A 23,882-nucleotide genomic window follows, 5' to 3' on the forward strand; every position below is an offset into this window, starting at 1 on the left:
CGTGCGATCATGGGGTTCGGGCCTCTCGGTCGAGATGCTGGGCGAGGTCGCGCAGGGTCCACAAGTCGCGCTCCAGATCGGCGGCGACGGTTCGGGCATCGTGGCAAGGCAGGACGGCAGCCAGTTCGGCAGCTAGTTCCAATGCGTTCTCGATGGCGATGATTGCAGATCGGCAGCGCGTGACGGCGAGTGCCAGCCCGAAAGAACGGGCGTCAATGTCGGTGTCTCGAAGGTGCCTCGTCATCGCTGGGCCTCATGGGTTTGAGTCACGTCCAGACCAGTTTGCGCCTGCGGATAAAATGAGTCAAGGCAATGAAAATACAGGAAAAGTGTATTACGATCGGGGCTATCTAAACCGCCCAATGCGGCCCTTTTCCGTTGATGTATTACACCAGAGGTCGGCGGCATCAGGATTAGGCCGCGCGAGGATGTCGGAGGCCCATGCCAGCATGTTGCGGCGATCATCGTCAGAAACCGGCAACCCGAATGTGGCCCTGTTTCTGATCTCCAGCGCACCGAGGGCGGCGATGGCGGCAGCCAGCCGGGCGAAAGCGTAATACAGTGTCACGCGGTCCTCGGTGCGGGCCGCAATACAGGCGGCCACATCGCGGTGAAGCTGGGCCGGTGCTCGGTTGTAATCCCATTGGTTCGCGCGCCAATGCGCAATCCATTCGTCGGCAGTCCAAGTGAAATGCGGTGAAGGATGGCGGCCCATATGCGCGGTTCCTAATCCTGGGGGCGGTCGAGGTGCGACGCATCGGGCGCGGGTGCGGTCAGTATCGGAAAGAGTGATAGGACACGTCAGAACCGCGCGCTCGGTCGAGTGGGTGCTGCGTTTCTCACATTGTCGTCGTGATTTCGTTGAGTATCTGGATCATCGCGGAAAAACGAAAAATCGCTTTGGCCCTTCCAGACATTAGGGCAAGCGGCAGGATAGTCCGAGTGTCGCAGTGCGACGGAAGGCGTGGCCCAAACCTGCCATCGGCCCGTGCGTCTATATGTTTCAGGTGCAGCCTTCATTTCCATTATTAACAACAAGCGTAGAACTTAACTTGGAGTACCATTGACAAAGCCGCCCTTGCCTGATTCCAACGGCGTTGGCTTCAGCTACCTAAGAGTGACCGGATGTCAGAACCAATAAAACATGACGCCCAACGGATAATCGATAATGCGTGGGATTACATTAGTTCAGACGACATGATCCTAAACTTGACCTCGGAACTCATTGGCATAATCGCAACTCTAGTCGTTGTTTCAATGCTTGGCGGGTGGTTTGTGCGACGATCTGCGGCAAGGATATTTGAACAAAAATGGGCCGCGTTTCGCAACGACTTAGCCTCGTGGATCCTTGTTAGCCAGAAGCAATTGGAAGAAGATTTCTTCTACTTAGGCAAAGATATGATCCGGATTGCAGAAAAACCTGTAAGTGAAATAAATGCAGAAGACATTGATTTTTTTCGACGAAAACGAAAGTCATGCCTGATTCGTTGCTCAGAACTTCTGGCGATATTCGAGCGCGCTCACTTTTCATTGAGAACCCGCGACATTACTCCAGCATCAAAATACATCACGGCCTTAAGGACGGAGTTCCTTCAAAAACTGGACAGCGGCGCTTCACACTTCGAGCAATTTGACGCACGGTTAACTATGCATCTCCAAGGATTATGCGACTTGCAGTCTTACATGGTAGTTGATAAAGGCATAACTTACAGGGATATCTTAATTGCCTCGGCAAATGAAGCGGATACCGAAATTATGGGGACAGATCGAGAAGCCGTTCTGCGGTTGGGTAGAGCACTGGCAGAACAGCTGAAAAAATAGTTTGAACTAAGTAAACGGCAATTGAATTTTATGTGCTGATGCTGCGATCTCGGTCATTTATGAGACGCGCAGCGAAAGATCGGTTCCCGTTCACTGATTCATTCATGTCACAAGAGTGAGAATCCATTTGCCTCGACTGCAACGGCCCTTCTTTCCGGCTTAGACACCGCTAGGTTTCACCGCCGCTCTCATTGGACATATAATAAGATTCGAGCCATCAGAGACATTCAGACCCGCCTCAGCGAAATCCACGTGCTGACGTTAGAAAATTAGGCAAATTCAATTGGAGACTCGTGCATTTCTGAGGTTCGATGGCAGAATATTGCCTCCACCTCAGGGAATCTTATTTTTTTGACTCGGAGTTGATTGGGGACTTGCCTCGCTTCTTCCATCTACTCCGTTTGATGTCACGATTCTGATCTGACTTTGAAAACTCCTTTCTAACAGCCAGAGGGTCATTTGGTAGTTTCGGTGGAACTTTCCGAACTGAAGCTTGAGGCAATGGACTTTGAGCAGGTGCATTAGCCTTCGTACCGCTCTTGGAGCCCCGTCGTTGCGGTGGAACAAGTTGTTGCGCCGGACCCTTCCTCTCCTGATGAGTATGAACCGGGCGTTCCAGTCTCTGGTATATTGGGAAGTTAACTCTAAAAACAGTGTCTCTATAGACACCCTTTACGGTAGTTATCGCGTTGCCAGTTTGCTCCACAGAAATGGCACCCTTGAAGCGAGATACAAGAGAGCGGGCCAAATATAAGCCGAAGCCTGTGCCACTTGCTTCGATGTCCCGTGCCGCTTTGCTCCTAAAGCCTTTCTCGAATATAGCTTCCATCTCATCCAGGCCGATTATTGGACCAAGCGAGGTGATCGAGATGTCAACGCTGCCATCGACCTCAGCAACTTCTACTGAGATACTATGATTTGTTGGAGAATACTTGATGGCGTTATCAATCAAAATGTAGGCGATGATCTCGACGCAGTCTGGCCCCAAGATAAGGCTGTGGGATGATCCAGAAATCTTCAGGTCTATTCTTTTCAGCAGACTTCCTGGCTGAAAACTTTTTACGACCTTATCAAACTTCCGATAAACTGGGACCTTATCCTCGTCAAGCTGCGTTTCTCGACTTTCTGCGAGGTCCAGAATGTCGGTGCGTATACTCAGCATCGCTTGGGCTGCAAGCGTATTCTCTATTTTTATGAGAGCTTCTTCGCCCGCCCCTTCAAATAAAGCCTTTTTAGTTGCGACCGCATTTTGGTATATCGAGTTGGAGAACCTTCTCAAGTCATGGATGAGTAGAGAGATTTCATCCTTTATGCTGTCGTGCCTCTGTCTCTCTGAATCGACAAGACTTTGAACGTAATTTTCGAAATCATTTTTGGTGTATGGGAGGGGAGTGTTCGTTAATTTTCGCGGCTTCGAATCCGATGGGAGTAGACCTATGAAACGAACTAAACCGAGTTCGTCACTTTTGTGTATATACATCCAATGTTCAAAATCTATCTTGTGCCAACCGAGCCGCGTCTGAGCTGCATATTGCCGAATTTTCGCAACGCCGCCCAGTTCGGCATGCAGCTTAAAGAGAAGCCCATCCGAAAATTTCAGTTCGTCAGCTCTATCGATCAAGCATGGTACAATGTAATTTTCAATCATTCACTTTAAAGCTTCAAAAATGGCAGAGGATGCCAAGCCAAGGACAATATTCTTTGCTGCTGATGCAATGTTTTCTTCGTTGATAATCTTTCGAACACGACTTAGGTCTGGAATGGGACTCTGAATAGACTTAACGTATGCATCTTCGAGTAAGAGTATAGTCTTCGTATCAATGTTTTCAGCTATCATCGCAGCGCGAGTTCGCAACCAGACATTGCGCGGGTCAGTTGCCTCGGAAATCAAGTCATCGAGTTTCTCGACCCAACTTTCAATTTCCGAGTCTTTCTTGATAAATGTATCTGCGTGTTGCTTGGCTTTTTGTGCCTGTGTTGATGTAGCACTGGCGCCTGAATACGCTGCAATATATTTTGCAGGATAGTTTCGTCTAATTTCTTTAATGAGTGATGCTCCTTGAGCATCCGTATCGAAAAACATACCCACATTCATGAGGTCGCAAAGGATAATAGGGTATTCCTCAATCTCGCTTAGCTTCTTGACGTCGCCCTTCTCCTCAATAGCATACCCATAATTCCTTAAAAGACTGCCAGCCTCGAAAGGTTGATCGTCAATCACCGCGATTTTTATTCTGGCGCGCTTGCTTTGTTGTATTGGTGGCTTAAATCCGTGGATCTTTCGCGTGTCTATGTCGTCGCATACTTTGTAGGAGTTCAAAGCTAGACGTTTTGCAGCTTCTATCATTGATTGACTTGCTATTGGGGCCGTGTGTGGCTCTTTACTGCCAGTTGCAGAGGCAGCACGGGTTGCTGTTGGCGACGAATCTCGTCGATTCTCCACCAACATAGCTTCGGGCTAGGTCGGATCAACGGCATTCTAGTTGCGAAAGACAGTGGACCAAATCTTTAACTTTGAGCCGTGACCACAGGCCCCTTTGTCGCTGACGTGCAACGGGTGCCTTACAAAGCGTGCGCAAGGAATGGTAGCGAGGTCCGCATTGCTGCCGATGAGCGCGAGCTGAGGTGTAGTGGATAGGCAGAAAGCTAGCCAGATCGGGTGCCGACCGGGTTAGTTGCGGGCAGAACCGATCAGAAATGCCGAGTCCAGAGTGTATTGCGACTGGCAACCGTTTGGCGAAGGTGTCGGGTGCTTTTGGGCGGGGTTTTAATTTTCAGAATGGACCCCGGCACGGTCCTTGGGGTTCCGTTCCGAAAAAACGTAATACACCCCCCGTAGTCTCTTGACCGGGCCGGGGGGTAACTGGGGTGAAGCGGTGCGAATCAGGTTCGGAATACGAATCGATTCGCATTACGATGATCGAGGGCAAGGGCATAGGACCAAGACCGCAGGACCAAGTGACACGTTGACAGCCAGCACCAAGACCGGGGGCTGTGACCTAGCCAAGCCTTCACATTGTCACGGGGCCACCAGCACGGCAGGACCGGGGCACCACCTGCACCAAGGACGCTGGACCTTGTGACACATCGACTCCGCTCTCGATCCTCTCAACGTCCTGTCGTCCTCGCATTCGCACAGTCACGCGACCAGCAGGACCAGCAGGACCAGCCGGGCACGGGGCCACAGCCGCTACGGTCGAGGTGGTCATTCTGGCTCAATGGCCTGTTGATCCATCCCGAGTTCGCGGATTGCCAGTTCCGCGCGGGTAGAGATGCCGCGCATCTGCGCGGTAAACTTGGGATCAATAGGGAATGGCGGATTGCGGATTTCGACTCCGTAAATGACCTCGCGCGGGCGGGCATCCCATTTCTGGCGCTCGATGTTGAGCCGGTGCAATGCGTGGGTGGCCTTATCAAGACCGGCGTGGGCCTCGGCCCAGAGGCGACGGACTCGCTCGTCTGGCGTCTCGCGGGCTATGGCCTCGGCCCGGTCCTGCTTGCGCTGGCGCTGGTTGGCAAGCCGGGCCTCATGCAAGACCATATCGACTTGGGCGGAAATCTTGGCTTCCGGTGTAAGGGGCATGGTGCGGTCCTTGGTTCGGTGTCGGTCGAGTCTCGCCTCCGCGCGGGCAGGTGGTCAAGACTGCCAACGCGCGGCGGGGTCGAAGGGGTGACGGCTGCTACGGTCGAGGCGTGAGGGCAGCGACAGCCGGGCGGGTCCGTCCACCGTTGGTGGTTGGACGGCGGCGCGGGAGGTTTCCGACCGACTCAGATTTGGGGGCGTTGCGGGGCGGCAAGCGAAAGCCCGAACCGCGCGAGGCGATCCGGGCCAATGTCCCTGCCTTGGAACGGGGGTAAGCCTAGCATGGCTGCGCGAGATGGAAGGGAGGCGGCGGGGATTTGGCGGGAAATGTGCGGGGGCGGCCTAGCGCGTCAGGGAATTGTTCAGAGGCCAATGGTCCATGGACAATCGCCCCTCGTTCCATCAGAGCATTGGGTATTAGAACTCGCGTCTGCACGATATGCACAAACGCCAATTCTGCGCTAAGTTGTCAGATGGTCGACAGGACCCTCGTGCACACATCATTGTCCTGCGCGAAGCCATCCCCGCCGATTACTACACATCGGCCGAGACGGCTGATGACCTAGCACACCAAGTCTGATTATTGCCGATCTCACAAGCACGAAGGCCCTTATGTGGAAATATTCCTTGATGCGAATCGAGATTCTTCGCCTTATTTATCGCAAGAGTTAGATTTGTCCTGACATTGCTCTGCCCCACATCGCGGAGGTCTGTGAAATGTTGGCCATTTTTCGTAATCTATATATCCTCACATTGATCTCATTCACCGCCGCTTGTGAAACGACACCCAAGCTTCAGCAGAATTTCGATTCCGAACCTGTTGGCAATAAACCCGTGATTACCCCAGATCCAAATCCCCCAGATGATTCATTACTATGGACATCTCAGTTTGCCACCTCACGTGTGGTCATGACGCCTGGGATTGGCAATGAAGTACGGACAATAAGAGGCGGAAATCAGGGTATTCGAGAGAATGCTCAGGTGCTTCTTGCTTATACCGAGCCTTTCACTGAGCCTGGCGTCAAAGTCCGAGGGGGCATTGACATACGCTTGATTGGCTCAGGGAAGGTTTGGGTGGGTATTCGGGCAGAGAACTCCAGCCCTGGGGAAAGTGGTCCAGGTAGCTATCTGGGTGGGTTTTCCGTCTGGGGATATCGCGGCGGTGGAAGCATCGGCAGCCTGTACTCTCATCAGCTCGTCGGCGGGATAGACGAAGGGAACATCGGTACTTGGTGTTGTGCCGGAACGGGAATGACAAGCTATTCCACCGAGGGCGCTCCGATCAAGCTTAGATGGCTGATAAGGCAATCAGAACGCGGCACCATAGAACTGAGCACTTCCGCCCCTGCATTTTCGAATACCATTCAAAACTTTCCGTTAAAAACAATTGATGGGGTTAGTAACTTACCGTTGAAGCGGCTGCAGCTGGTGATTTGGATATTCGACTTTGATGATAACACGATACTCTATGTCGATAACGTCAAGGTAGAAGAGGTAGAGTTTGCACCTTTTGGGAAGGCAAAGGCCATAACACAGCCATAATTACCAACATATTCATCTTTGATCTGGACCACTCGCAAATTAGATATCGGGCCACTGGTCCCTTCGGCCAAGATGGCGGCTAGGAGAACCGGTGGTGCGTTCCATCTGACGCGCAAAATCGTCAGGGATCAGTATCAAGCGAGATTTCCCAGCATTTTGGCGAGTGCTGACAGTGCTGCTTGCGCGCGCGCGAGTGAAAGTGCGGAATAAGAGAAAAAAGAGAGTGGATAGCCACTAATCGCGCGCAAGCAGCGCTGTCAGCACTTCCCACCCCGCGCGGGATTGTTTTCGACTTATCAAGGGCCTGCGCGCGGCTATCGCAGGCCCCAAGTGCTGACAGTGTAAAAAACCTGTCAGCACTGTCAGCACTTGCCCTCATTTCGCTTTCCTCCGCTGGGTAAAGGCCCGGCTCATTGCCTTCTGGGCAGCCTCCAACCGCGCGGCCTCGATCAGGGCCCGCTCGGCAAAGAGGTCATGCACGGTCGGGTTCACGTCCCAAGCCACCGAGTCCGATCTCACCGCCTCGGATTTGGCGATCCAGCCGAACCGCGCGAGGTTATCCATGACCGCCTCGGCGGTCTTGCTATCCACCTTGCGCAAGGCCCTGATCGAGGTTGAGAGACCACGCATGGTGACGCGCTCTAGGCGCTTGGTCAGGATATGGGCGGCAACCGCCTCCATCAGGTCGGAATTGCCTGACAGGTCCAGAGTGCCGCCATAGAAAGCCAATGCCTGCGGCAGGATGAATTGGCGCATGAAGTCGGCCACGCGCTCTGCCGTCCTGCCGGTGATGGTGGTCGGCAGGTTTACCGGACGGCGCTTGTTCTGAATATATTCCGCGCAATGCCAGATCACGCATAGCCGGGCGAATAGGCCATCATACTTGCCGATATGCGAGGCCAGCTTGGGGCTGATTTGCTCCAGCGCCTGGAATTCCGCATGCTCCTTGGCGACGGCGTGCCGGATCGCCTGTGCCCTGTCATCAAAGCGCAGCGCCTCCACATCTTCCGGCATCTCGATATGAAACAGGCAGGCGACGGCCTCGTGATAGGCTTCCGATTCAGTCCCGGCTGGAATGTCCTGATCGTCGCCTGCCGGGGCCATCAGGACCGGCAACATGCGCTGGATAAGCCCATCATCCACCGACTCTGCCGTCAGCTTGCGGATAGGCTCAGGCTGGACCGCGCCAAGCATGGACGCGCTCAGGTTCGAGATATGCACCGAACCGCGCTTGATACGCTCCACCGCATAGCTTCCGCCATCATAGGTTTGCAGCCAATATCCTCGGTCGCCTCCCTTTCCGCCTCGGTATCGGTCCATATCGCCCAGAAACTTGGTCATTTCGTGCTGGATCAGGATCACCCCGTTAGGCGATCCGGCGAAGATTTCATGCGTGGCCTCTACCGTGGCGTCATTGAGGATTAGGCGCGTCTTGCGCGGTTCCGGGGTTCGGGCCTTGTCCTCCTTATCCAGCGCGTCCCATGCTCTCCATTCCGCGTTGTTGTGGCGGATCGCGTTTTCATTGAGCGAGACCAGCGGGCGAATGACGGTATTGATCACCGGGCTTTTCCGCGCGCTTGGCGGCCCGACCAGCAGCACCCAGATACGCGCGGATTCCGTCCAGTTGTCGTGGCGCTTCACCTTAACGCAAACCGAGTCAGGGATCGCGGCGGCGCTTGCTGCCAAGGCCGCCATAGCGAATGCGCCCGCCTCCACGCCCTTCATCTCACCCTGCGCGCGGGCATAGTCCTCGATCACCTGCGGCAGCAATCCGCGCGGCAATTCCGGCGGCTCGAAATTGCCCCAGAGGTCCACGGGATCAGAGGGGAACCGCTCATCTCGCGCAGCTTGGGCCCCTGCATCCTCGCGCATCACCTCCAGCATCAGGCGGCCATCCTTTCCCATGTACTGCCACCGGCAGCCCAGCATGATCTGGATTTCGCGCGCCTCATGCTCGGTCATCTCCACAGGATCGGCAAAGATTGTGCCCGGCAAGGTCCAAGGCCCGACTCCAATGTCCTCGGGGTCGAAGTCCTCCGCCTCGATCACGGTATCCCGCGCCTGTTGCTCCAGTTTCTCGCGCGCGGCTTTGAAACTGATCACCACCGCCTTAACCTGTGCCCGTTTCTCGTCGCTGATGCTTTCGGCGCGGTATCCACCTCGCTCCACCACCCAAGCGAAAGCCCTCTCAACTGAGGTCGCGCGGGCGGTCCAGCGTTCCGGTTCCTCGATCCGTGCCCGGCTCTGGTCAAAGGCCCCTTGCACCAGTTGCCGGGCCTCATCCAGCGGCATCAGGCGGGCCGCCCGCACCGCTGCGGCCATGATGGCAGGATGTAGCGCAGCCCCGCTCACAACGTCCTCCAGCGCCACCTCCAGCCCTTCTGCGCCCCTCGGGTATCCGTCGCCCCTTTCGCCCGGCGTCCATTGCCGCACCCCGGCTACGCGCCACCTCTCGCGCAGGGCCTCGGCAACCTCCAAGGGGATTTCCCCGATGGGCCGAACCGCACCCGCGCCGGTCAATGTCAGGAATTTTTTGGCCTTGGTGCCGTAGACGCCAAAGGAACCGCGCTCCAAGCCATTGCTGATTTCCTCGAAACAGGCGGGCGGGTTCTCGATCAGGACGCGATAGCCTTGGCCTGATGGCGACATCTCGGCATAGCTGCATTGGGTCGCGGGCAATGCCCAGCCCATCAGCTTGCCGGTCGTCAGCACCACATCGTCAAAGTCCAGACCGGCCAACCCTAGCCGCTTGGGCAGGCAGCCCAAGCCCCGCTCCATGCCGCGTTTGGCAAGTTTCCTGATCGCGGCCTCGGCCTCATCCAGCGTCAGCACCGCGCGGGCCTCCGCGCTATTCGGCCTTTCCGGTTCCCCGCTTTCCGGGTTGATCGGCTGCTTGTCGAATTTCGGGGTGCCGGGCCTCGGCACCAGCTTCCACAATAGGAAGGCGCGCAGCTTGGCGCGTTCACCTAGAACCGCGCGCAGCACCTCGAAATTCGGGGTGATGATGATCTTGCCGGAATTGGTGGGTTGTTCGGGGATAGTCAGCATTGGCGTAGCCTTTTGCGCAGAGTTGTTGCGTTGAAGGCCGGAACCGCGCTAAAATCTTCCTGTCCTCGGGAATTCAGCTTTTCGCAGTTCCGACCTAGTGCGGCCCTCGGTTTTCCGGGGGCCGTTCCTGTTTCAGGGTTCGGTTCGTTCGGTTGCTCGGGGCTTGTCAGGTTGATTTCGCAGGACCGCTGCGCCGGGGGTGCCAGCCCCGGATCGGTCGTCAGATCAGATCACCCCTTTCATCGAAGGCCATTCCAGCAACGGCCAAAATCCGATGTTCAGGATTGCAATCCCGCCATATCCAGCCCGCAACCAGATAGGTGCAGCCTTACGCGCAATGCGAAGTGCGGTTGTGCAGAATTCCTCGTCGGGTTCCCCGCGCCCGATGATGATGTTCAACGCATCATCTTCGATGAAGAAGTCCTGTATATCTGCGCGGTCCTCCGCATTGAGCCGAAGCCAGATGCGCCCGATGATGCCGGCCAGATGCGCTTTCCTGATGGGATCATCTTCAAAATTGCATATGGTTCTGATCATACGCGCGGTGCTTTCGCGCAGATGCTCGGGCACAAGGATGCCGTTGACGCGCATTTCCTCGGTCATGGTTCCTCCGTTGGTTCAGATCGCGCGCCGCGCGGCGATTGTTTGCGGTTCGGCGTCCACTCGATCAGGATTTGCCTTGAGGGCGTCCAGTTCCTCGGTCAGGCGTTCGAGTTTCTTGCGCAAACCGTCCCGTTCACGCTCCAGCTTGAGATATTTTTCTCGGTGTAGAGAGTGGTCAGCCTCTTGTTCTCATCGCGCAGGATCGAGTTTTCATCCCAGAGCATCCCATGTGCGTTCCGCAGTCTCGTGTTCTCATCCACCAGTCTCGCGTTCTCATCCCGCAGCGCCTCCAGTTCGCCTGCTGGGGCTGTCTGGGGCATCTCGGCGGGTTCGGGCGCGCTCTCGATGATCACGGCATCCTCGATCACCTGCGCGGCCTTCGCAGCAGGTGCTGGGGCTGGGTCAGTCTTGGTCTGGAGGGTCACCAGCCTGCGCGCGTCCGAGGCGGTCATGCTGCCCCCGCCTTGAACAAATTCGATGACCTCGGCGCGAGTTTCTTCGGGTGCCAGCGCGAGGCTGTAACCATTCGTCAAGCCGATGCGCGCCACCTCGGCAATGGACAGATGCCCGAAGGCTTCATAAAGGGTGCGATAGCGATGCGCGGCTTTCGTGTTAAGGGTGTCGGACATAATGTCCGAGACCCACCGGCCAAAGCGGGCATCGGGGTTGTCGCCCTTGATGCCGCAATCCGGTGACTCGCAGATTGCCCGGCCTGCCGAAAGGATCGCCCCGGCTTGGAGGGCGTAGCGAATGCGCTCTTGGGCGTGGACGCCAGTTGCTTCGCGTAGCATCCCGGCCAGTTCCGTCAGGTCTTTGCCTTTGGGGCGTCGGATGACGTTATTCATTTTAATCCCCTCCACCGGCATATTCCGGCATCCTTCAATTTAAGCTGGACGGGAAAAAGGAACCGACCTAGATTCCTATTAGCCGTCCAGCAAACGGCCCTTTAGAAAGCCGCCCTTTGCCAGAGGGGCGGCTTTCGTAATTCACGGTATGGTGCGCCGGTTTATCGAGTCAAGCTGAGTCTAGGCATACCATTGCATACCGTAGATAGGCCCATCATCCTCAATATAGAGAAACCGTAATACGGTTCTATACCAGACACTTACCGTATTACGGTGCGAACCTCCGCAGGTTTACCAGTCCCGGTAAACCCTGTAACCATACAAACCATACATTCTGTTACCCTACAGGATTTCAATTCCGTATTACGGCTGGTTTATTTAGGGCTGACCGTAATACGAAAAGGACCGCGCCGGAATAGCGCGGTCCTGTAGGATAATGGAAAGGCTTGACGTGCTATTCAGATCGGGTAATCTGGCTGGGCATCCAAAATGCGCGATGGCGGGTCGGAGTGAAGCGTTAGCCACTCCGGCCCGTTAGCGTTTTGGGGGTCAGGGCTTTCCGGTGGCCTGATAGGTCAGCCAATCCAGCTTGGTAAAGCCGTTGATCGAAGGACCGACGATGCTGCCCTTCGTGGCGTCCGTCCAAACGTCATCCCGGCAGATCGCGCGAGACTGCATCGGCACCCCGAAAGAGTTCTGCGCGGTATAGGTGAGGATCGACTCCTGCATGGCCGGGGCCATTTGGTGAAATTTGCGCGTGATCTCGTCAGACTTGCGGGCATCCTCGCCACCCATCGAAAGCCGTTCCTCGTCGCCAGCCTTCCTGTCGGGCACAAGGTCATAGTTCCGGTATTGGTCAAAGGTGCTGTCGAATACGCGCGGGGCGCTGGCCTCGATCCGGCGATAGGATGCCGGGGCTTTAAGGCGATCTTTCAGGACGCCCTCACAGGCCGTCAGAAAGGCTTCCTAGGGGGTTGGGCTGGCATAGGCCCAGAAAGCGGCTCCAGCGGCCACAGCAGCGGCTCCGAGGGTCAGGGCGAGGGTCTTGGTATTCATTCGGTGGTTTCCTTTTCGGGGTGGTCGGTGGTTTCGGGTGCCGGGTCGCTGGGCCGTGGGCCTGCCCCCGGTTTTCTGTGCGAGGTGAGATGGGCCGTGGCCTTGCCGGTCATCTCGGAAATGAGGCGTTGGCGGGCTGCCATGTCGGGCAGTTCCCGAGGTGCCGGGGGCGCGTCGTCAGAGGCGCTGGCCCCCGGCTTGGGCGAGGCGTTCGCGCGCCCGCGCTGTCCTTCTTTATATTTCTTTATATTTCCCCCGCAGGATTTGCGGGGGTTTTGCGCAGAATCTGCGGGGGTTTCGCGCAAACTTTGCGCCTCCGCAGAATCTGCGCCCCCGCAAACTTTGCGGGGGTCACCATGCAGAATGTAGAGGTTCTTGCCGTTTGGCCCCTCGTTCTTCTTGACGGTGATGTAGCCCTGTTCCTCCAAGGCGATCAGCGCGCCCTGCACGGATCGGTCCTTGTATCCGGTCTTTTCCTTCAACCGTGGCACAGACGGGTAGCAGGTGGTTCCGTCCTTCTGGCAATGGTTCGCCAAGGCCAGCAAAACAATGCGTTCGCGCGGGTCCAAATCGCTGTCAAAGGCCACCTGTATCAGCGCGAAGTTCATAGGCGCGGTCCCTGCGTTCGTATTACGGCGGGCACCGGGCCAACCTGATTCGTGGTCAAATTACCATCATTTGAATCCCTATTGGAGTCATGTGATTCCATAGTAATACGATAGGCCATAATTCCCTTGGCCTGCCGGGGGTTTTTGTGCATAAAACAAGGCGAATTGAGAGGAATTGCGCCTTGATCACCGGCCCCCAAATTCGTGCCGCCCGTGGCCTTCTGCGCTGGTCGCTGGAACAACTCGCCAGCGAAACCGGCCTGTCCCGTAATGCTTTGCAAAAGATCGAAGCGGCAAACGGCATCCCGCCCGGTCGGGCGGTCACGATTGCCACCATTGAGGCGACAATCAAACGCGCGGGCATCGTCATCATTGAGGCCGATGCCGAAGGCGGATCGGGCGTCAGGTTCCAGAAATGAGGAAAGGCAGCGCATTGCGCTGCCCTCTATTCCTGCCGCACTCGGCGGGTCTTGCTGTCGGCATAGGCGCGCAGGTCGGACAACCTCCAGTTCGTCAAACCGGCAGAAATTTTCACGCAAGGGAAGTGCCCGGCTTGGTGCAGGCGGTAAAGGGTCTGGCGGCTCACGTTAAGGTAAGCGCAGGCTTTAGGGGTCGTCAGCAGGCGGTCAGAGGGCAGCGCGGCCCCGGTGTCGTCGTCGTGCATGGTGCATCTCGGCATACAGGTCAGGCGGGCTTCCCTGCCCGCGTTGAGGGACCATGTATGCCGCGCTCGGCTGGCGGCTGGTCAGGCGGCCTTTTCAAACTCGGGACCGTGGCCCCGTTCCGAGTGCAGCCAGCCTAGCCGGTCCAATCCTAGCCAATCAAGCCCGTTGTTCCTCATCGCCCAGCAGGAAGGCCGCCCATGCTTCCAAGAGGGGGCGGCGCTGGTCTAGCAGATCGGTGCTACGCAAATAGGCGGATTCCACGGCGGTTTTCGCAAGGCTATGGGCAATGGACAGTTCCGCCAGATCGCGCGACCAGCCGTTCTGGGCGCACCATTCTCGAAAGGTGCTGCGCCAACCGTGGCAGGTTTCCTCCACCCCTATGCGTTCGTGACAGGCGGCCAACGTGTTGTCCGATAGAGGCTTGCCGCCCGATCCGAAAAAGACCGTCTCGGCCAGCCTCTCGCGCTCCAGCAACTCGCGCATGGGTGCGGTGATCGGCACCCGATGCAGGCGGCCAGCCTTCATGCGTTCGCCCTGTATGACGATCATGTCAGGCTGCACCTCATCCCAGCGCAGGCCCCGAACCTCACCGGGCCGGAAAGCCCCGAGGATTTGCAGGGCCAAGGCCGCTGCGCCTTGACCTTCACGTCGGCGCTCCCAGATCATCCCAAAGACCTTGGGCGCATCTGCGACGGCGACGGCGGAAAAGTTCTTCTTAACCTGCTTGGTTTTGGGAAGGCCCTGCCGAATCACTCCGGGGCTTGCGGGGTTCGGCCCCGGTTCTCGGTGACCATGCGCCACGGCGTAATCCAGCACCGCCTCGATGCGCCCCCGCACCCTGCGCGCGGTCTCGCGCTTGGTGGTCCAGATCGGAATCAGACAGGCCAGCACGTCAGCCGTGCTGATCTCGGCCACCGGCATCTTGACCAGTTCGGCGGCATGGGTGCCGATTGAATTCCGCCATTGCTGGGCATGTTTTGGGTGCCGCCATCCCGGCGAGTTCACCGTGTAGAATTGATCGAATACTTGCCCGAAGGTGATAGCGCGCCCTGCGCCATGCTTGGGCGGCTCGGGTGCCCCCAGCGGGTCCACACCCTGCGCGACCAGTTCGCGCAACTCGGCTGCCTTACGGCGCGCGACTGCCAAGGGCAGGTCATCGGCATTGCCTAGACCTTTCTCGCGCCTGCGCCCGGTGCCCGGCTGGGAATATCGGAAGGACCAGCTTTTGGACCTCGGCTTGATCGTCAAATACAATCCGCCTCCGTCAGCAAATAGGCCCGCCTCGGCGGTCTTGACGATGTTTGACGGCAGCTTGTGAATCGCACCACGGGGCAATGCGTCCTCCGAACCCTTGCACAGACCCACACAAGTAGCGCGACAAGCTGGACGTAATCCAGACAGGATGGACAGGTTTTTACTGTATTTGCTGGGTTTTTCTACCTATTGGCCCGTATTGGGCAGGTAGATGGCGGACAGTGAGGGATTCGAACCCTCGAGACGGTTCCCCGCCTACACACTTTCCAGGCGTGCGCCTTCGACCACTCGGCCAACTGTCCGTTGCGGCCCCGTCTAGCCTGATCGCGAGACGGGCGCAAGACGTCACATTTTGGAAATCCGCTTCTGTAACTCGGCCAGCTGCCTGCGTATTTCTTCCATATCCTCGCCTCCCGATGAGCCGCGCGAGGATGGCGCCGCCGCGGCATCATCATCCGTTTCTGCCATAGGTCCAGAAGATCCTGCCGCGCCCCAGCCCGAAGCCATCGCCTTGAGAAACATCTGCTGCTGGCGGCGCATGGCCTCGAAACCGGGCATCGACGACATCGGATTCGGAAAGGTCGAGAGGTTTTCGAACATCTTGGATTGCCCCTCGCGCAGCATCTCAAAGCTTGCGGCGAGGAACTGCGGCACGACGGATTGCGCCTGGGTGGTATAGCTGCGCACCAGATCCGTCAGCACTTCGAGAGGAAGGACATTTTCACCCCGTCCCTCATGCTCGGCGATGATCTGAAGCAGATACTGTCGCGTCAGATCGTCGCCGCTTTTCAGATCGACGATCTGGACCTGGCGGCCGGCCCGGATCAAGCCTGCAATGTCCTCAAGCGTGACATAGTCGCTCGTCTCGGTATTGTAGAGGCGGCGGCTTGCATAGCGTTTGATCAAAAGCGGAGACGTGTTGTCTATCCCGGCCATGGGCCCTCCGTAATGCATTGGCAGCATGATGGAAAATCAGCCGCAAAAATGCAAAGAAAATCGCCGCAGCGCAAAAAGACGCGGCAAGCGCCGAGGTGGCAGGCAGGGATGGCATGGCAAGGGGCGGTGCCGCCCCCTGCATCAAGCAAATATGGTCGGGATCAGACCTTGGAAGCGACCCCGGCCGTCGCGCGTTTCACGGCGGCCTGCGTTTCGCGGCTGGCCTGCTCGGCCACTTTCTGGGTCTCGGCGGTCATGTCCTTACCCGCGGTCAGCATCAGGTCGACAGTGTCCATCTGGACCTTTTTCGCGACTTCGGCAAAGGCGGCCATATGCTCGGCCGCAACCTCGGCCGCAGCCGAGGCGAAGTCGCTCATTGCCTTGGCATATTCCGCGGGTTCTTCCTTGGAGCTGGTCAGCTCGCCCATGCGGGCGATGGTGTCCTTGGCCCATTGTGCCGAAATCTCGGTCGAGCGTTCGGCAGCGGCCAATGCGACCTTGGCCATCTTTTCGCCCAGAGCGGTCTGGGATTTGAAGGCATCCTGCAGCGACGAGGTATCCACGGGGAATTTCGCCATCATTTCTTGCATCGTCTTGGTGAAGTCAGGGGTCTTGGCCATGTATCCGTCTCCTGAGAAGGCGCGGGAACCGAAAGCGCCGGTGAAGTTTGCTGGTTCCAAAGATACATGCTGCACTGCAGCAATTCAAGAGTTTTTGCTGCGCCGCAGCGAAAACTGGCTCATGCGCGCTCATGCACATAGGTTCCGGGCGCAGGCGCAAGTCCGTCGCCCGGATCACGCGCCGCGACCATCGGCCCGGAACGCTGCGCCAGCCACTCGGCCCATCTAGGCCACCAGCTGCCCGGCTGGAAACTCGCGCCGCTGCGCCAGGCCTCGAACGGGCCGGACACGCCTTGGGGCGAGGTGAAATGCCCATATTTATTCTTGTTGGGGGGGCTGATGATGCCGGCGATATGCCCGGATTCGGCAAGGATGAAAGTCTTGTCGGGCGAGGCCATCATCTCGATCCCGCGCCAGCTGTCCGCGGCGGGCGCGATATGGTCACTCTCACATGCGATCGCGCAAAGCGGCACATCCACATCGCGCAGATGAAGCGTTTGGCCGAAGAGGTCGTAACCCTCGCTGGCAAAGGCGTTGCGCTGGCACAGGCTCCGCAGGTATTGCCGCGCCATCCGTCCGGGCAGGTTGGTTCCGTCGCCGTTCCAGAACAGCAGATCGAAAGCCGGAGGTGCTTCGCCCAGCATGTAGCTGCGGATTGCCGGAGCCCAAATCAGGTCATTCGCCCGCAGGAAGCTGAAGGTCCGTGTCATCAACTGCGCGCTCAACACGCCTGTGCGGTCAAGCTCGGCCTCGATTCCCGAAACGAAATCCTCTTGCAGAAAGGCCGTGAACTCGCCCTGATCCGAGAAATCCGTCAGGGTGGTGAAGAAGGTCGCGGAATTCACACGCGCGTCACCGCGTCTCTTCAGCAAGGCCAGCGTCAGGGCCAGGGTCGTCCCGGCGATGCAATAACCGACGACATTCAGTTTCTTCTGGCCGGTCTGCCGCAGGACATGGTCCATCACCTCAAGATAGGCAGAGACATAGTCCTCCATCCCCTTCTGGGCGTAAGAGGCGTCGGGATTCTTCCATGAGACCACAAAGACGCTATGGCCCTGCTCCACGAGCCAGCGGATCAGACTGTTCTGCGGTTTCAGGTCGAGAATATAGAACTTATTGATCCAAGGTGGAAAAATCACGATCGGCAGCGCGTGGACCTGTTCTGTCAGGGGGCTGTATTGCACCAGCTCATACAGATCCGAGCGCGCGACGACCGCCCCTGGCGTCGCGGCAATATCCTCGCCGACCCGGAACGCATTGCGGTCGGCAAGCGAGACGATCATCTCGCCGCCATGCTGCTCGACATCGCGGACCAAGTTCTCGAGGCCACGGACCAGGCTTTCGCCTTCGGTTTCGACGGCCTTTTCCAATGCGTCCGGATTGGTCGCCAGGAAATTCGTCGGAGACATCATGTCGATGATCTGCCGGGTGAACCAATCGATCCGCCTGCGGTCGATGCGGTCATCAATGGTCAGATCGGCGGCTGCCTGTCGCAGCGCATCGGCGTTGATCTGGTATTGTCGCTTGACGAAATTGAAGAACGGATGGCTTTCCCACAATGGGTTGGAAAAGCGCCGGTCCCCGGGGTGTGCGTCGGGCGGCGCGCGAAATTTGCCTCGGGCAAGCGCGGCCTGCGCCTCGGCGAAGTGGCGCAATGTATCGCCCCAATAGCTGACCTGTTGGCCGATCACCCGCTCGGGCTGACGGGTCATCAGCTTCATCCAGGCCGTGGCGGCCGTCGCATAAAGGTCGGGTCCCGGCCCCTCTACGCCGGGGTCCTTGACCTCGCGCGCGGCCAGTGCGGCGACCAGGCGCTGGGTCAGCGTCTCGATCCGTTCAATATTGCCCAGCAACTGTTCCGGCAGGCGGCTGCTAGGGCCAAAGGCCGCCTCCATGAATGCCGCGCTGCTCGGAGCCGCAGACGCGGCCGACGCAGGCGTGCCGGGCGCTGCGGGGGGCGAGCCGGGCGCGATTTCGTTGGCGGTTTCGACCGGCGGTTCGGCGTCGGGCTCGGGCCCGGCCGCGCGCGCCTTTGCGGTCTTGCGATGGGTCGATGTGCGCGTGTCGGCCCGCGGCGCACTGCGCGCGCGCGTCGCCGTTTGGCGCTTCGCCGGCTTCGGGCCACTGGCCTTTGAAGCGGCGCCGACCGGAGCCGTCTCGACCTCTTTGTCCTGCGCGGCAAGGTCCGCCTTGGCCTTGATCCTGCGCCGAGGGGTCACGGTTTCGTCGGCCTCGGGCAGAACGGGCATCTCGGCCTGCTGCTGACGGTCGCCGGCCTCCGCTGCATCCTTTTTTTGCGTTTTGCTGCCGCGTTTGCCGTCTTTACTCGTCATAATTGACAATCCTCCCTGACCGTCAAATCATTATGCCTGTCCGGAAACGCAGGTAAAGGCGAGTCCTGACCGGCACGACACCAAAACAGGCGGGTTTCTTGGATGGCGGCATATAAAGGCGTGAAGGGCATTGTTTCCTATGATGCGATGGAGACAATCCGAAACACCAATGAGTGGCTTGGCGCCACGGCGCGGGCGATCGGCTCTAGTCCCGCCTTCGCGCTCATTCCCCATCCCATGTTCAAGCTGATGGCCGCCTGGGGGCGCGTCACCGAACGCAGCTTCTCGCGCATGGTCATCAAGCCGGACTGGAACATTCCACCGATCGTCTCCGAGGACGGGCAGGATCACATCGTCTATGTCGAACACGAACTGACGCGCCCCTTTGGCGATCTGGTGCATTTCCGTGTCGCGCGGCGCGAGCCGATGCCCCGCAAGGTTCTGCTGGTCGCCCCCATGTCCGGCCATTACGCCACCCTTCTTCGTACCACGGTCACATCACTGCTGCCCGATTGCGAAGTCTATGTGACGGATTGGCACAATGCCCGCCATATCCCCGTCAGCGCCGGCAGTTTCGATATCGAGGATTACACCCAGTATCTCGTCGATTTCATCCGCCATCTCGGTCCGGACACGAATGTCATCGCCGTCTGCCAGCCTGCGCCGCTTGCGCTGGCCGCGACCGCGATTCTGGCCGCCGAAGAGCCGGCCGCGCAGCCCCGCTCGCTGATCCTGATCGGCGGGCCGATCGACCCCGATGCCGCCGCGACCGAGGTGACCGATTTCGGCAATCGCATGACCATGGGCGAGCTGGATTTTCTGCTGATCCAGCAGGTCGGCTTCAAATATCGCGGCGCGGGCCGGATGGTCTATCCCGGCCTCGCCCAGCTTGCCTCGTTCATTGCGATGAACGCCGACACCCATGCCAATGCCTTCGTGAACAAGATCTATGCCGAAGCCCGCGGCGAAGCCTCCGAGGGCGATAAGCACAATACGTTTTACGATGAATATCTGGCGGTGATGGACATGACCGCGGAATTCTACCTCTCGACGGTCGAGCGCATCTTCAAGGGTCTCGAGATTGCGCAGAACCGATTCACGGTCAAGGGCAAGCCCGTCGATCTGACCAAGATCCGCGATGTCGCCATCATGACGGTCGAGGGTGCCAATGATGACATTTCCGCGCCCGGTCAGTGCGTCGCGGCCCTGAAACTCTGCTCGGGCGTTCCCGAGGCGCGCAAGCAGGAGCATCTTGAACCCGGCGCGGGCCATTACGGAATCTTTGCCGGGAAAAGCTGGCGGCTGAACATCCGGCCTCTGGTTCTCGACTTCATCGACGAGCAGCTTGCCACCCCGACGGCGCCCGCCCGGCGACGCCGCAGCACGACGCCGGTCGATTGCGGACGCGGCTCGAGCAATGACGCCGATGGCATGATCGCGGTCTGAACTGGTCCGGGCTCTGTGGGCAGTCACCCTCCGGCTATGTTGCTTGCAACGAGATGCCAGTTGGCGGCGTCATTGCCATGTCGTCTTCCGTAACGTGTGGCGGCAGCCCCTCCGCTGCGGATGCCGGGCCACGAGGCCGGTCGGAGCGACGCGCCTTTTGACGCCGATGCGGCCACCCATCGGAGGGGCAAGATGCCCGGCAGCGGCGTCACGCCCGCCAACGCACTTGCTCTGGCCGAGGGGGATGCAAAGGATGTCCCCTACGGCTATCGCCTGAAGCGCGAAACGAGCTTGGGCGGGATCAAACGACATGAATGATGCCAACCCGGCCAAAGAGGTATTCGGAAAGACCTGACCGGTCCGACGCGCTGCAAGCGCGACCGATTGATGACGGCCCGATCCACCAACATGGATAGCCAGCGGCCCTTCGCCCCGCGCGAATAGGTCGGGCGCGATGAATGAACCTGACCATGCCGAAGGCCATCCCGCGCTCTTAGCGGCGGCCCTCAACCTGAAACAGAGATCAGCCGCGACAGGAACCCTGTCCGCCCAAGGGCCCTAGCGCGGCAAGAGTTCCGAGACTGCCGTGCCGACAAGCGCCAGACATTCCGGCGAGGAGAAGCGGTGATCCGCCGCTTTGACCAGCGTCAGCCGCAGGTCCATCCCGCTCGCGTGATCGAGCAAGCCCAGCGCCCAGGCCACGGGGACATCCAGATCCGCCGTGCCCTGCAGAAATCGCACCGGGAAAGGCAGCTCCAGCGGCGATTGCAAGACCAGATGATTGCGCCCATCCTCGATCAGCCGGCGGGTGATGACATAGGGGTCGCCATAATCGCTGGGGATCGCGACATGCCCTTCGCGTATCAAAGCCTCGCGCTCTACCGGGCCGAATTCCGCCCAGAAGCCCTGCTCGGTGAAATCCGGCGCGGCGGCGATGGTCACCAGCCCGGCGATCCGCTCGGGCGCATGGCGCGCGATGAGCAGGCTGATCCAGCCGCCCATGCTGGATCCGACGAGGATCTGCGGCCCCTCGGTCAGGGCCTCGATCGCGGCAAGCGCATCCGCGAACCAGTCGCCAATGCAACCCTCCTCAAAGCGGCCATCGGATTGGCCATGGCCGGAATAGTCGAACCGCAGAAAGGCCTGTCCCCGCGCCCGCGCCCATTCCTCCAGCCAGATTGCCTTGGTGCCCTGCATGTCCGAGCGGAAGCCGCCCAGAAACACCACGCCCGGCCCCTGCCCCGCGATCCGGTTATAGGCAATGCGCCGACCCTGCGGCGTTTCGAGAAAATCGGTCATGTCCCTGCCCTTGCTCAGCCTTCCCCACCTCCCTAGCCGCATTGACAAGCCGCCTCAATCCGTCCAAACCCGCCCGACATAACCCGCAACCGGGCGTTCCGTGGGCGCCAAACCGACGAGGAGGACCGACATGTCCCAGATCTCGCTTACTTTCCCCGATGGCAATTCGCGCGACTATCCCGCAGGCATCACCGCCGCCGAGGTCGCAGCCTCCATCGCCCCCAGCCTTGCCAAGAACGCGATTTCGGCCAGCCTTGACGGCGCGCATATCGACTTGGCTTGGCCGATCCAGAATTCCGGCAAGATTGCAATCAACACGATGAAGGACAGCGCGCCCGCGCTGGAACTGATCCGACACGATCTGGCCCATATCATGGCCCGCGCCGTGCAAGAGATCTGGCCCGACGTCAAAGTCACCATCGGCCCGGTCCGCGATCAGGGCTGGTTCTACGATTTCGACCGCGCCGAGCCCTTTACCCCCGAAGATCTTGGTCAGATCGAAGCCAAGATGAAGCAGATCATCGCCGCCCGCGAGCCGGTCCGCACCGAGGTCTGGGACCGCGCCCGCGCGATCGCCCATTACGAGGCGCAGAACGAGCCCTTCAAGGTCGAGTTGATCAACCGCATCCCCGAGGGCGAGGATCTGCGGATGTATTGGCACGGCGATTGGCAGGATCTCTGCCGTGGCCCGCATCTGCAAAATACCGGGCAGGTCCCCGCCGATGCCTTCAAGCTGACCCATGTGGCTGGCGCTTATTGGCTGGGCGATGCCTCGCGTCCGATGCTGCAACGCATCTATGGTGTCGCCTTCCGCAATCGCGACGACCTGAAAGCCCATATGACCATGCTGGAAGAGGCCGCCAAGCGCGACCACCGCAAGCTGGGCAAGGAAATGGAACTCTTCCACTTCCAGGAAGAAGCGCCGGGCATGGTCTTCTGGCACCCGAATGGCTGGTCGATCTATCGCGAGCTTGAAGCCTATATGCGCCGCCGCCTGATCCGCGCAGATTACAAGGAAATCAAGACGCCCCAAGTCGTCGACCGCATCCTGTGGGAGAAGTCGGGCCATTGGGAAGCCTATCGCGAGAACATGTTCATCGTCGAAGTGGACGAGGAAGGCGCGAAGGAAAAGCGCATCAACGCGCTCAAGCCGATGAACTGCCCCTGCCACGTCCAGGTCTATAACCAAGGCCTGAAATCCTATCGCGATCTGCCGCTGCGCCTCGCGGAATTCGGCTCCTGCCACCGCTATGAATCCTCGGGCTCGATGCACGGGCTGATGCGCGTGCGCGGCTTCGTGCAGGATGACGCGCATATCTTCTGCACCGAGGACCAGATCCAGGCGGAATGCGCGGGCTTCATCGAACTCTTGTCCTCGGTCTACAAGGATCTCGGCTTCGAGAAATTCGACATCAAGCTCTCGACCCGCCCCGATATCCGCGTCGGCTCCGACGAGATCTGGGACAAGGCCGAGGCCGCGCTTGCCGGTGCCATCGAGCATCTTGGCCTGCCCTACGAGGTCAATCCGGGCGACGGCGCCTTTTACGGCCCGAAGCTTGACTTCAAGCTGACCGACGCGATCGGCCGCGAATGGCAATGCGGCACGTTCCAGTGCGACTTCAACTTGCCCGACCGTCTGGGCGCGGAATTCGTCGCCGAGGACGGCCACAAGCGCATGCCGGTCATGCTGCACCGCGCCGTGCTGGGCAGCTTCGAGCGTTTCATCGGCATCCTCATCGAGAACTACGCTGGCAAGATGCCGCTGTGGCTCGCCCCGCGCCAGATCGTGGTCGCCTCGATCGTCTCGGGCGCTGACGCATATGTGAACGAGGTCGTGCAAACGCTCCGCAAGGCGGGCCTGCGGGCAGAAGCCGATACGCGCAATGAAAAAATCAATTACAAGGTGCGCGAACATTCGGTTGGCAAAGTGCCGGTCATCATGGCGATCGGCATGAAGGAAGTCGAGGAACGCAGCGTTTCTGTCAGGCGGCTTGACAAGCAGGGCAGCGAAGCGCTGAAATTGGAGGACGCGGTGCAGTTGCTCTGCTCGGAAGCAACCCCGCCTGACATGCGCTGAAATTGGTGGCGACGATCAGCGATAATTCGCCCATGACACCGAACGCGCCTTTCGCGTTCGGTGCTTTCTTCCTTGCCTTTTTTAACGAATCGTTCATCCTCTCGAACGCGTGAGCATGACTTTCTACCGCCTCCCTACCTTACGGG

Annotated in this window: 21 protein-coding genes and 1 tRNA gene; 6 read left to right on the plus strand and 16 right to left on the minus strand. The window is 58.8% G+C overall.

All coding sequences use genetic code 11. The features are described from left to right. The first annotated feature begins 1 nt into the window (after position 1). A complete protein-coding gene (locus ESZ60_RS21710; RefSeq protein ID WP_280634009.1) occupies positions 2-136 on the plus strand; it encodes a hypothetical protein in 135 nt (44 codons plus the stop codon). Between the two features lie 210 nt (positions 137-346). Here ESZ60_RS21710 and ESZ60_RS17095 read toward each other — a convergent pair whose 3' ends face one another. Next, a complete protein-coding gene (locus ESZ60_RS17095; protein ID WP_134681931.1) occupies positions 347-715 on the minus strand; it encodes a hypothetical protein in 369 nt (122 codons plus the stop codon). A 494-nt stretch (positions 716-1,209) separates the two neighbouring features. Here ESZ60_RS17095 and ESZ60_RS17100 point away from each other — a divergent pair, with 494 nt between their 5' ends. After that, positions 1,210-1,821: a hypothetical protein gene (locus ESZ60_RS17100; protein WP_134681932.1), complete on the plus strand. Its 612-nt coding sequence runs from the start codon at positions 1,210-1,212 to the stop codon at positions 1,819-1,821. A gap of 343 nt (positions 1,822-2,164) precedes the next feature. Here the strand turns inward: ESZ60_RS17100 and ESZ60_RS17105 are convergent, their stop codons facing one another. The 3 genes from ESZ60_RS17105 to ESZ60_RS17115 all read right to left on the minus strand — a co-directional run bounded on the left by ESZ60_RS17105 (position 2,165) and on the right by ESZ60_RS17115 (position 5,404). Next, complete coding sequence (locus tag ESZ60_RS17105; RefSeq protein ID WP_134681933.1) at positions 2,165-3,469, minus strand: sensor histidine kinase; 1,305 nt, start codon at positions 3,467-3,469, stop codon at positions 2,165-2,167. Continuing rightward, positions 3,470-4,168, minus strand: a complete 699-nt coding sequence (locus ESZ60_RS17110) for a response regulator (RefSeq protein WP_134681934.1) — start codon at positions 4,166-4,168, stop codon at positions 3,470-3,472. A gap of 858 nt (positions 4,169-5,026) precedes the next feature. Further along, entirely contained in the window at positions 5,027-5,404 is a 378-nt protein-coding gene (locus ESZ60_RS17115; protein ID WP_134681935.1) for a hypothetical protein, read from the minus strand. A 717-nt stretch (positions 5,405-6,121) separates the two neighbouring features. Here ESZ60_RS17115 and ESZ60_RS17120 point away from each other — a divergent pair. Further along, positions 6,122-6,946: a hypothetical protein gene (locus tag ESZ60_RS17120; protein ID WP_134681936.1), complete on the plus strand. Its 825-nt coding sequence runs from the start codon at positions 6,122-6,124 to the stop codon at positions 6,944-6,946. Positions 6,947-7,321: 375 nt separating this feature from the next. Here ESZ60_RS17120 and ESZ60_RS17125 read toward each other — a convergent pair whose 3' ends face one another. From ESZ60_RS17125 to ESZ60_RS17145, 5 genes are all read right to left on the minus strand, one after another. Continuing rightward, positions 7,322-9,994: a DUF3987 domain-containing protein gene (locus ESZ60_RS17125; RefSeq protein WP_134681937.1), complete on the minus strand. Its 2,673-nt coding sequence runs from the start codon at positions 9,992-9,994 to the stop codon at positions 7,322-7,324. A gap of 225 nt (positions 9,995-10,219) precedes the next feature. Continuing rightward, entirely contained in the window at positions 10,220-10,597 is a 378-nt protein-coding gene (locus ESZ60_RS17130) for a hypothetical protein (RefSeq protein WP_134681938.1), read from the minus strand. A gap of 98 nt (positions 10,598-10,695) precedes the next feature. After that, positions 10,696-11,442 (minus strand): hypothetical protein, encoded by a 747-nt coding sequence (locus ESZ60_RS17135; protein WP_134681939.1) that lies wholly within the window; start codon positions 11,440-11,442, stop codon positions 10,696-10,698. A 549-nt stretch (positions 11,443-11,991) separates the two neighbouring features. After that, complete coding sequence (locus ESZ60_RS17140) at positions 11,992-12,276, minus strand: hypothetical protein (RefSeq protein WP_134681940.1); 285 nt, start codon at positions 12,274-12,276, stop codon at positions 11,992-11,994. 218 nt (positions 12,277-12,494) lie between these two features. Next, a complete protein-coding gene (locus ESZ60_RS17145) occupies positions 12,495-13,106 on the minus strand; it encodes a helix-turn-helix domain-containing protein (RefSeq protein ID WP_134681941.1) in 612 nt (203 codons plus the stop codon). Positions 13,107-13,288: 182 nt separating this feature from the next. On the opposite strand from ESZ60_RS17145, the gene ESZ60_RS17150 reads away from it, so the two are divergent. Then, entirely contained in the window at positions 13,289-13,525 is a 237-nt protein-coding gene (locus ESZ60_RS17150; protein ID WP_167620206.1) for a helix-turn-helix domain-containing protein, read from the plus strand. Positions 13,526-13,551: 26 nt separating this feature from the next. On the opposite strand, the gene ESZ60_RS17155 is transcribed toward ESZ60_RS17150, so the two are convergent. From ESZ60_RS17155 to phaC, 6 genes are all read right to left on the minus strand, one after another. Continuing rightward, entirely contained in the window at positions 13,552-13,770 is a 219-nt protein-coding gene (locus tag ESZ60_RS17155; protein WP_134681943.1) for a helix-turn-helix transcriptional regulator, read from the minus strand. A gap of 157 nt (positions 13,771-13,927) precedes the next feature. Next, positions 13,928-15,136 carry a tyrosine-type recombinase/integrase gene (locus ESZ60_RS17160; RefSeq protein ID WP_280634010.1) on the minus strand — a complete coding sequence of 403 codons (1,209 nt, stop codon included), beginning with the start codon at positions 15,134-15,136 and terminating at the stop codon, positions 13,928-13,930. A gap of 101 nt (positions 15,137-15,237) precedes the next feature. Then, positions 15,238-15,327: transfer RNA gene (locus ESZ60_RS17165), tRNA-Ser, on the minus strand. A gap of 43 nt (positions 15,328-15,370) precedes the next feature. Further along, positions 15,371-15,961, minus strand: a complete 591-nt coding sequence (phaR, locus tag ESZ60_RS17170) for a polyhydroxyalkanoate synthesis repressor PhaR (protein ID WP_134681945.1) — start codon at positions 15,959-15,961, stop codon at positions 15,371-15,373. A 161-nt stretch (positions 15,962-16,122) separates the two neighbouring features. Then, positions 16,123-16,581 (minus strand): phasin family protein, encoded by a 459-nt coding sequence (locus tag ESZ60_RS17175; RefSeq protein ID WP_134681946.1) that lies wholly within the window; start codon positions 16,579-16,581, stop codon positions 16,123-16,125. Between the two features lie 119 nt (positions 16,582-16,700). Beyond that, a complete protein-coding gene (gene phaC, locus ESZ60_RS17180; RefSeq protein ID WP_425331327.1) occupies positions 16,701-18,914 on the minus strand; it encodes a class I poly(R)-hydroxyalkanoic acid synthase in 2,214 nt (737 codons plus the stop codon). 120 nt (positions 18,915-19,034) lie between these two features. On the opposite strand from phaC, the gene phaZ reads away from it, so the two are divergent. Further along, on the plus strand, positions 19,035-20,360 hold the full coding sequence (gene phaZ, locus ESZ60_RS17185) for a polyhydroxyalkanoate depolymerase (RefSeq protein WP_167620207.1): 1,326 nt from the start codon (positions 19,035-19,037) through the stop codon (positions 20,358-20,360). Positions 20,361-20,918: 558 nt separating this feature from the next. Here phaZ and ESZ60_RS17190 read toward each other — a convergent pair. Next, positions 20,919-21,659 carry an alpha/beta fold hydrolase gene (locus ESZ60_RS17190; protein WP_134681948.1) on the minus strand — a complete coding sequence of 247 codons (741 nt, stop codon included), beginning with the start codon at positions 21,657-21,659 and terminating at the stop codon, positions 20,919-20,921. Positions 21,660-21,789: 130 nt separating this feature from the next. Here ESZ60_RS17190 and thrS point away from each other — a divergent pair, with 130 nt between their 5' ends. Then, a complete protein-coding gene (gene thrS / locus ESZ60_RS17195) occupies positions 21,790-23,736 on the plus strand; it encodes a threonine--tRNA ligase (RefSeq protein WP_134681949.1) in 1,947 nt (648 codons plus the stop codon). Positions 23,737-23,882 lie beyond the last annotated feature (146 nt).

Origin of the sequence: Paracoccus ravus, assembly GCF_004522175.1 — a bacterium.
Taxonomy (GTDB): domain Bacteria; phylum Pseudomonadota; class Alphaproteobacteria; order Rhodobacterales; family Rhodobacteraceae; genus Paracoccus; species Paracoccus ravus.

Excerpts from the sequence above, each read along its gene's own strand:
- ESZ60_RS17095 (WP_134681931.1), bottom strand. The coding sequence starts at position 715 with ATGGGCCGCCATCCTTCACCGCATTTCACTTGGACTGCCGACGAATGG.
- ESZ60_RS17105 (WP_134681933.1), bottom strand. The coding sequence starts at position 3,469 with ATGATTGAAAATTACATTGTACCATGCTTGATCGATAGAGCTGACGAA.
- ESZ60_RS17110 (WP_134681934.1), bottom strand. The coding sequence starts at position 4,168 with ATGATAGAAGCTGCAAAACGTCTAGCTTTGAACTCCTACAAAGTATGC.
- ESZ60_RS17115 (WP_134681935.1), bottom strand. The coding sequence starts at position 5,404 with ATGCCCCTTACACCGGAAGCCAAGATTTCCGCCCAAGTCGATATGGTC.
- ESZ60_RS17120 (WP_134681936.1), top strand. The coding sequence starts at position 6,122 with ATGTTGGCCATTTTTCGTAATCTATATATCCTCACATTGATCTCATTC.
- ESZ60_RS17125 (WP_134681937.1), bottom strand. The coding sequence starts at position 9,994 with ATGCTGACTATCCCCGAACAACCCACCAATTCCGGCAAGATCATCATC.
- ESZ60_RS17130 (WP_134681938.1), bottom strand. The coding sequence starts at position 10,597 with ATGACCGAGGAAATGCGCGTCAACGGCATCCTTGTGCCCGAGCATCTG.
- ESZ60_RS17135 (WP_134681939.1), bottom strand. The coding sequence starts at position 11,442 with ATGAATAACGTCATCCGACGCCCCAAAGGCAAAGACCTGACGGAACTG.
- ESZ60_RS17145 (WP_134681941.1), bottom strand. The coding sequence starts at position 13,106 with ATGAACTTCGCGCTGATACAGGTGGCCTTTGACAGCGATTTGGACCCG.
- ESZ60_RS17155 (WP_134681943.1), bottom strand. The coding sequence starts at position 13,770 with ATGCACGACGACGACACCGGGGCCGCGCTGCCCTCTGACCGCCTGCTG.
- phaR (WP_134681945.1), bottom strand. The coding sequence starts at position 15,961 with ATGGCCGGGATAGACAACACGTCTCCGCTTTTGATCAAACGCTATGCA.
- ESZ60_RS17175 (WP_134681946.1), bottom strand. The coding sequence starts at position 16,581 with ATGGCCAAGACCCCTGACTTCACCAAGACGATGCAAGAAATGATGGCG.
- phaC (WP_425331327.1), bottom strand. The coding sequence starts at position 18,914 with ATGACGAGTAAAGACGGCAAACGCGGCAGCAAAACGCAAAAAAAGGAT.
- ESZ60_RS17190 (WP_134681948.1), bottom strand. The coding sequence starts at position 21,659 with ATGACCGATTTTCTCGAAACGCCGCAGGGTCGGCGCATTGCCTATAAC.
- thrS (WP_134681949.1), top strand. The coding sequence starts at position 21,790 with ATGTCCCAGATCTCGCTTACTTTCCCCGATGGCAATTCGCGCGACTAT.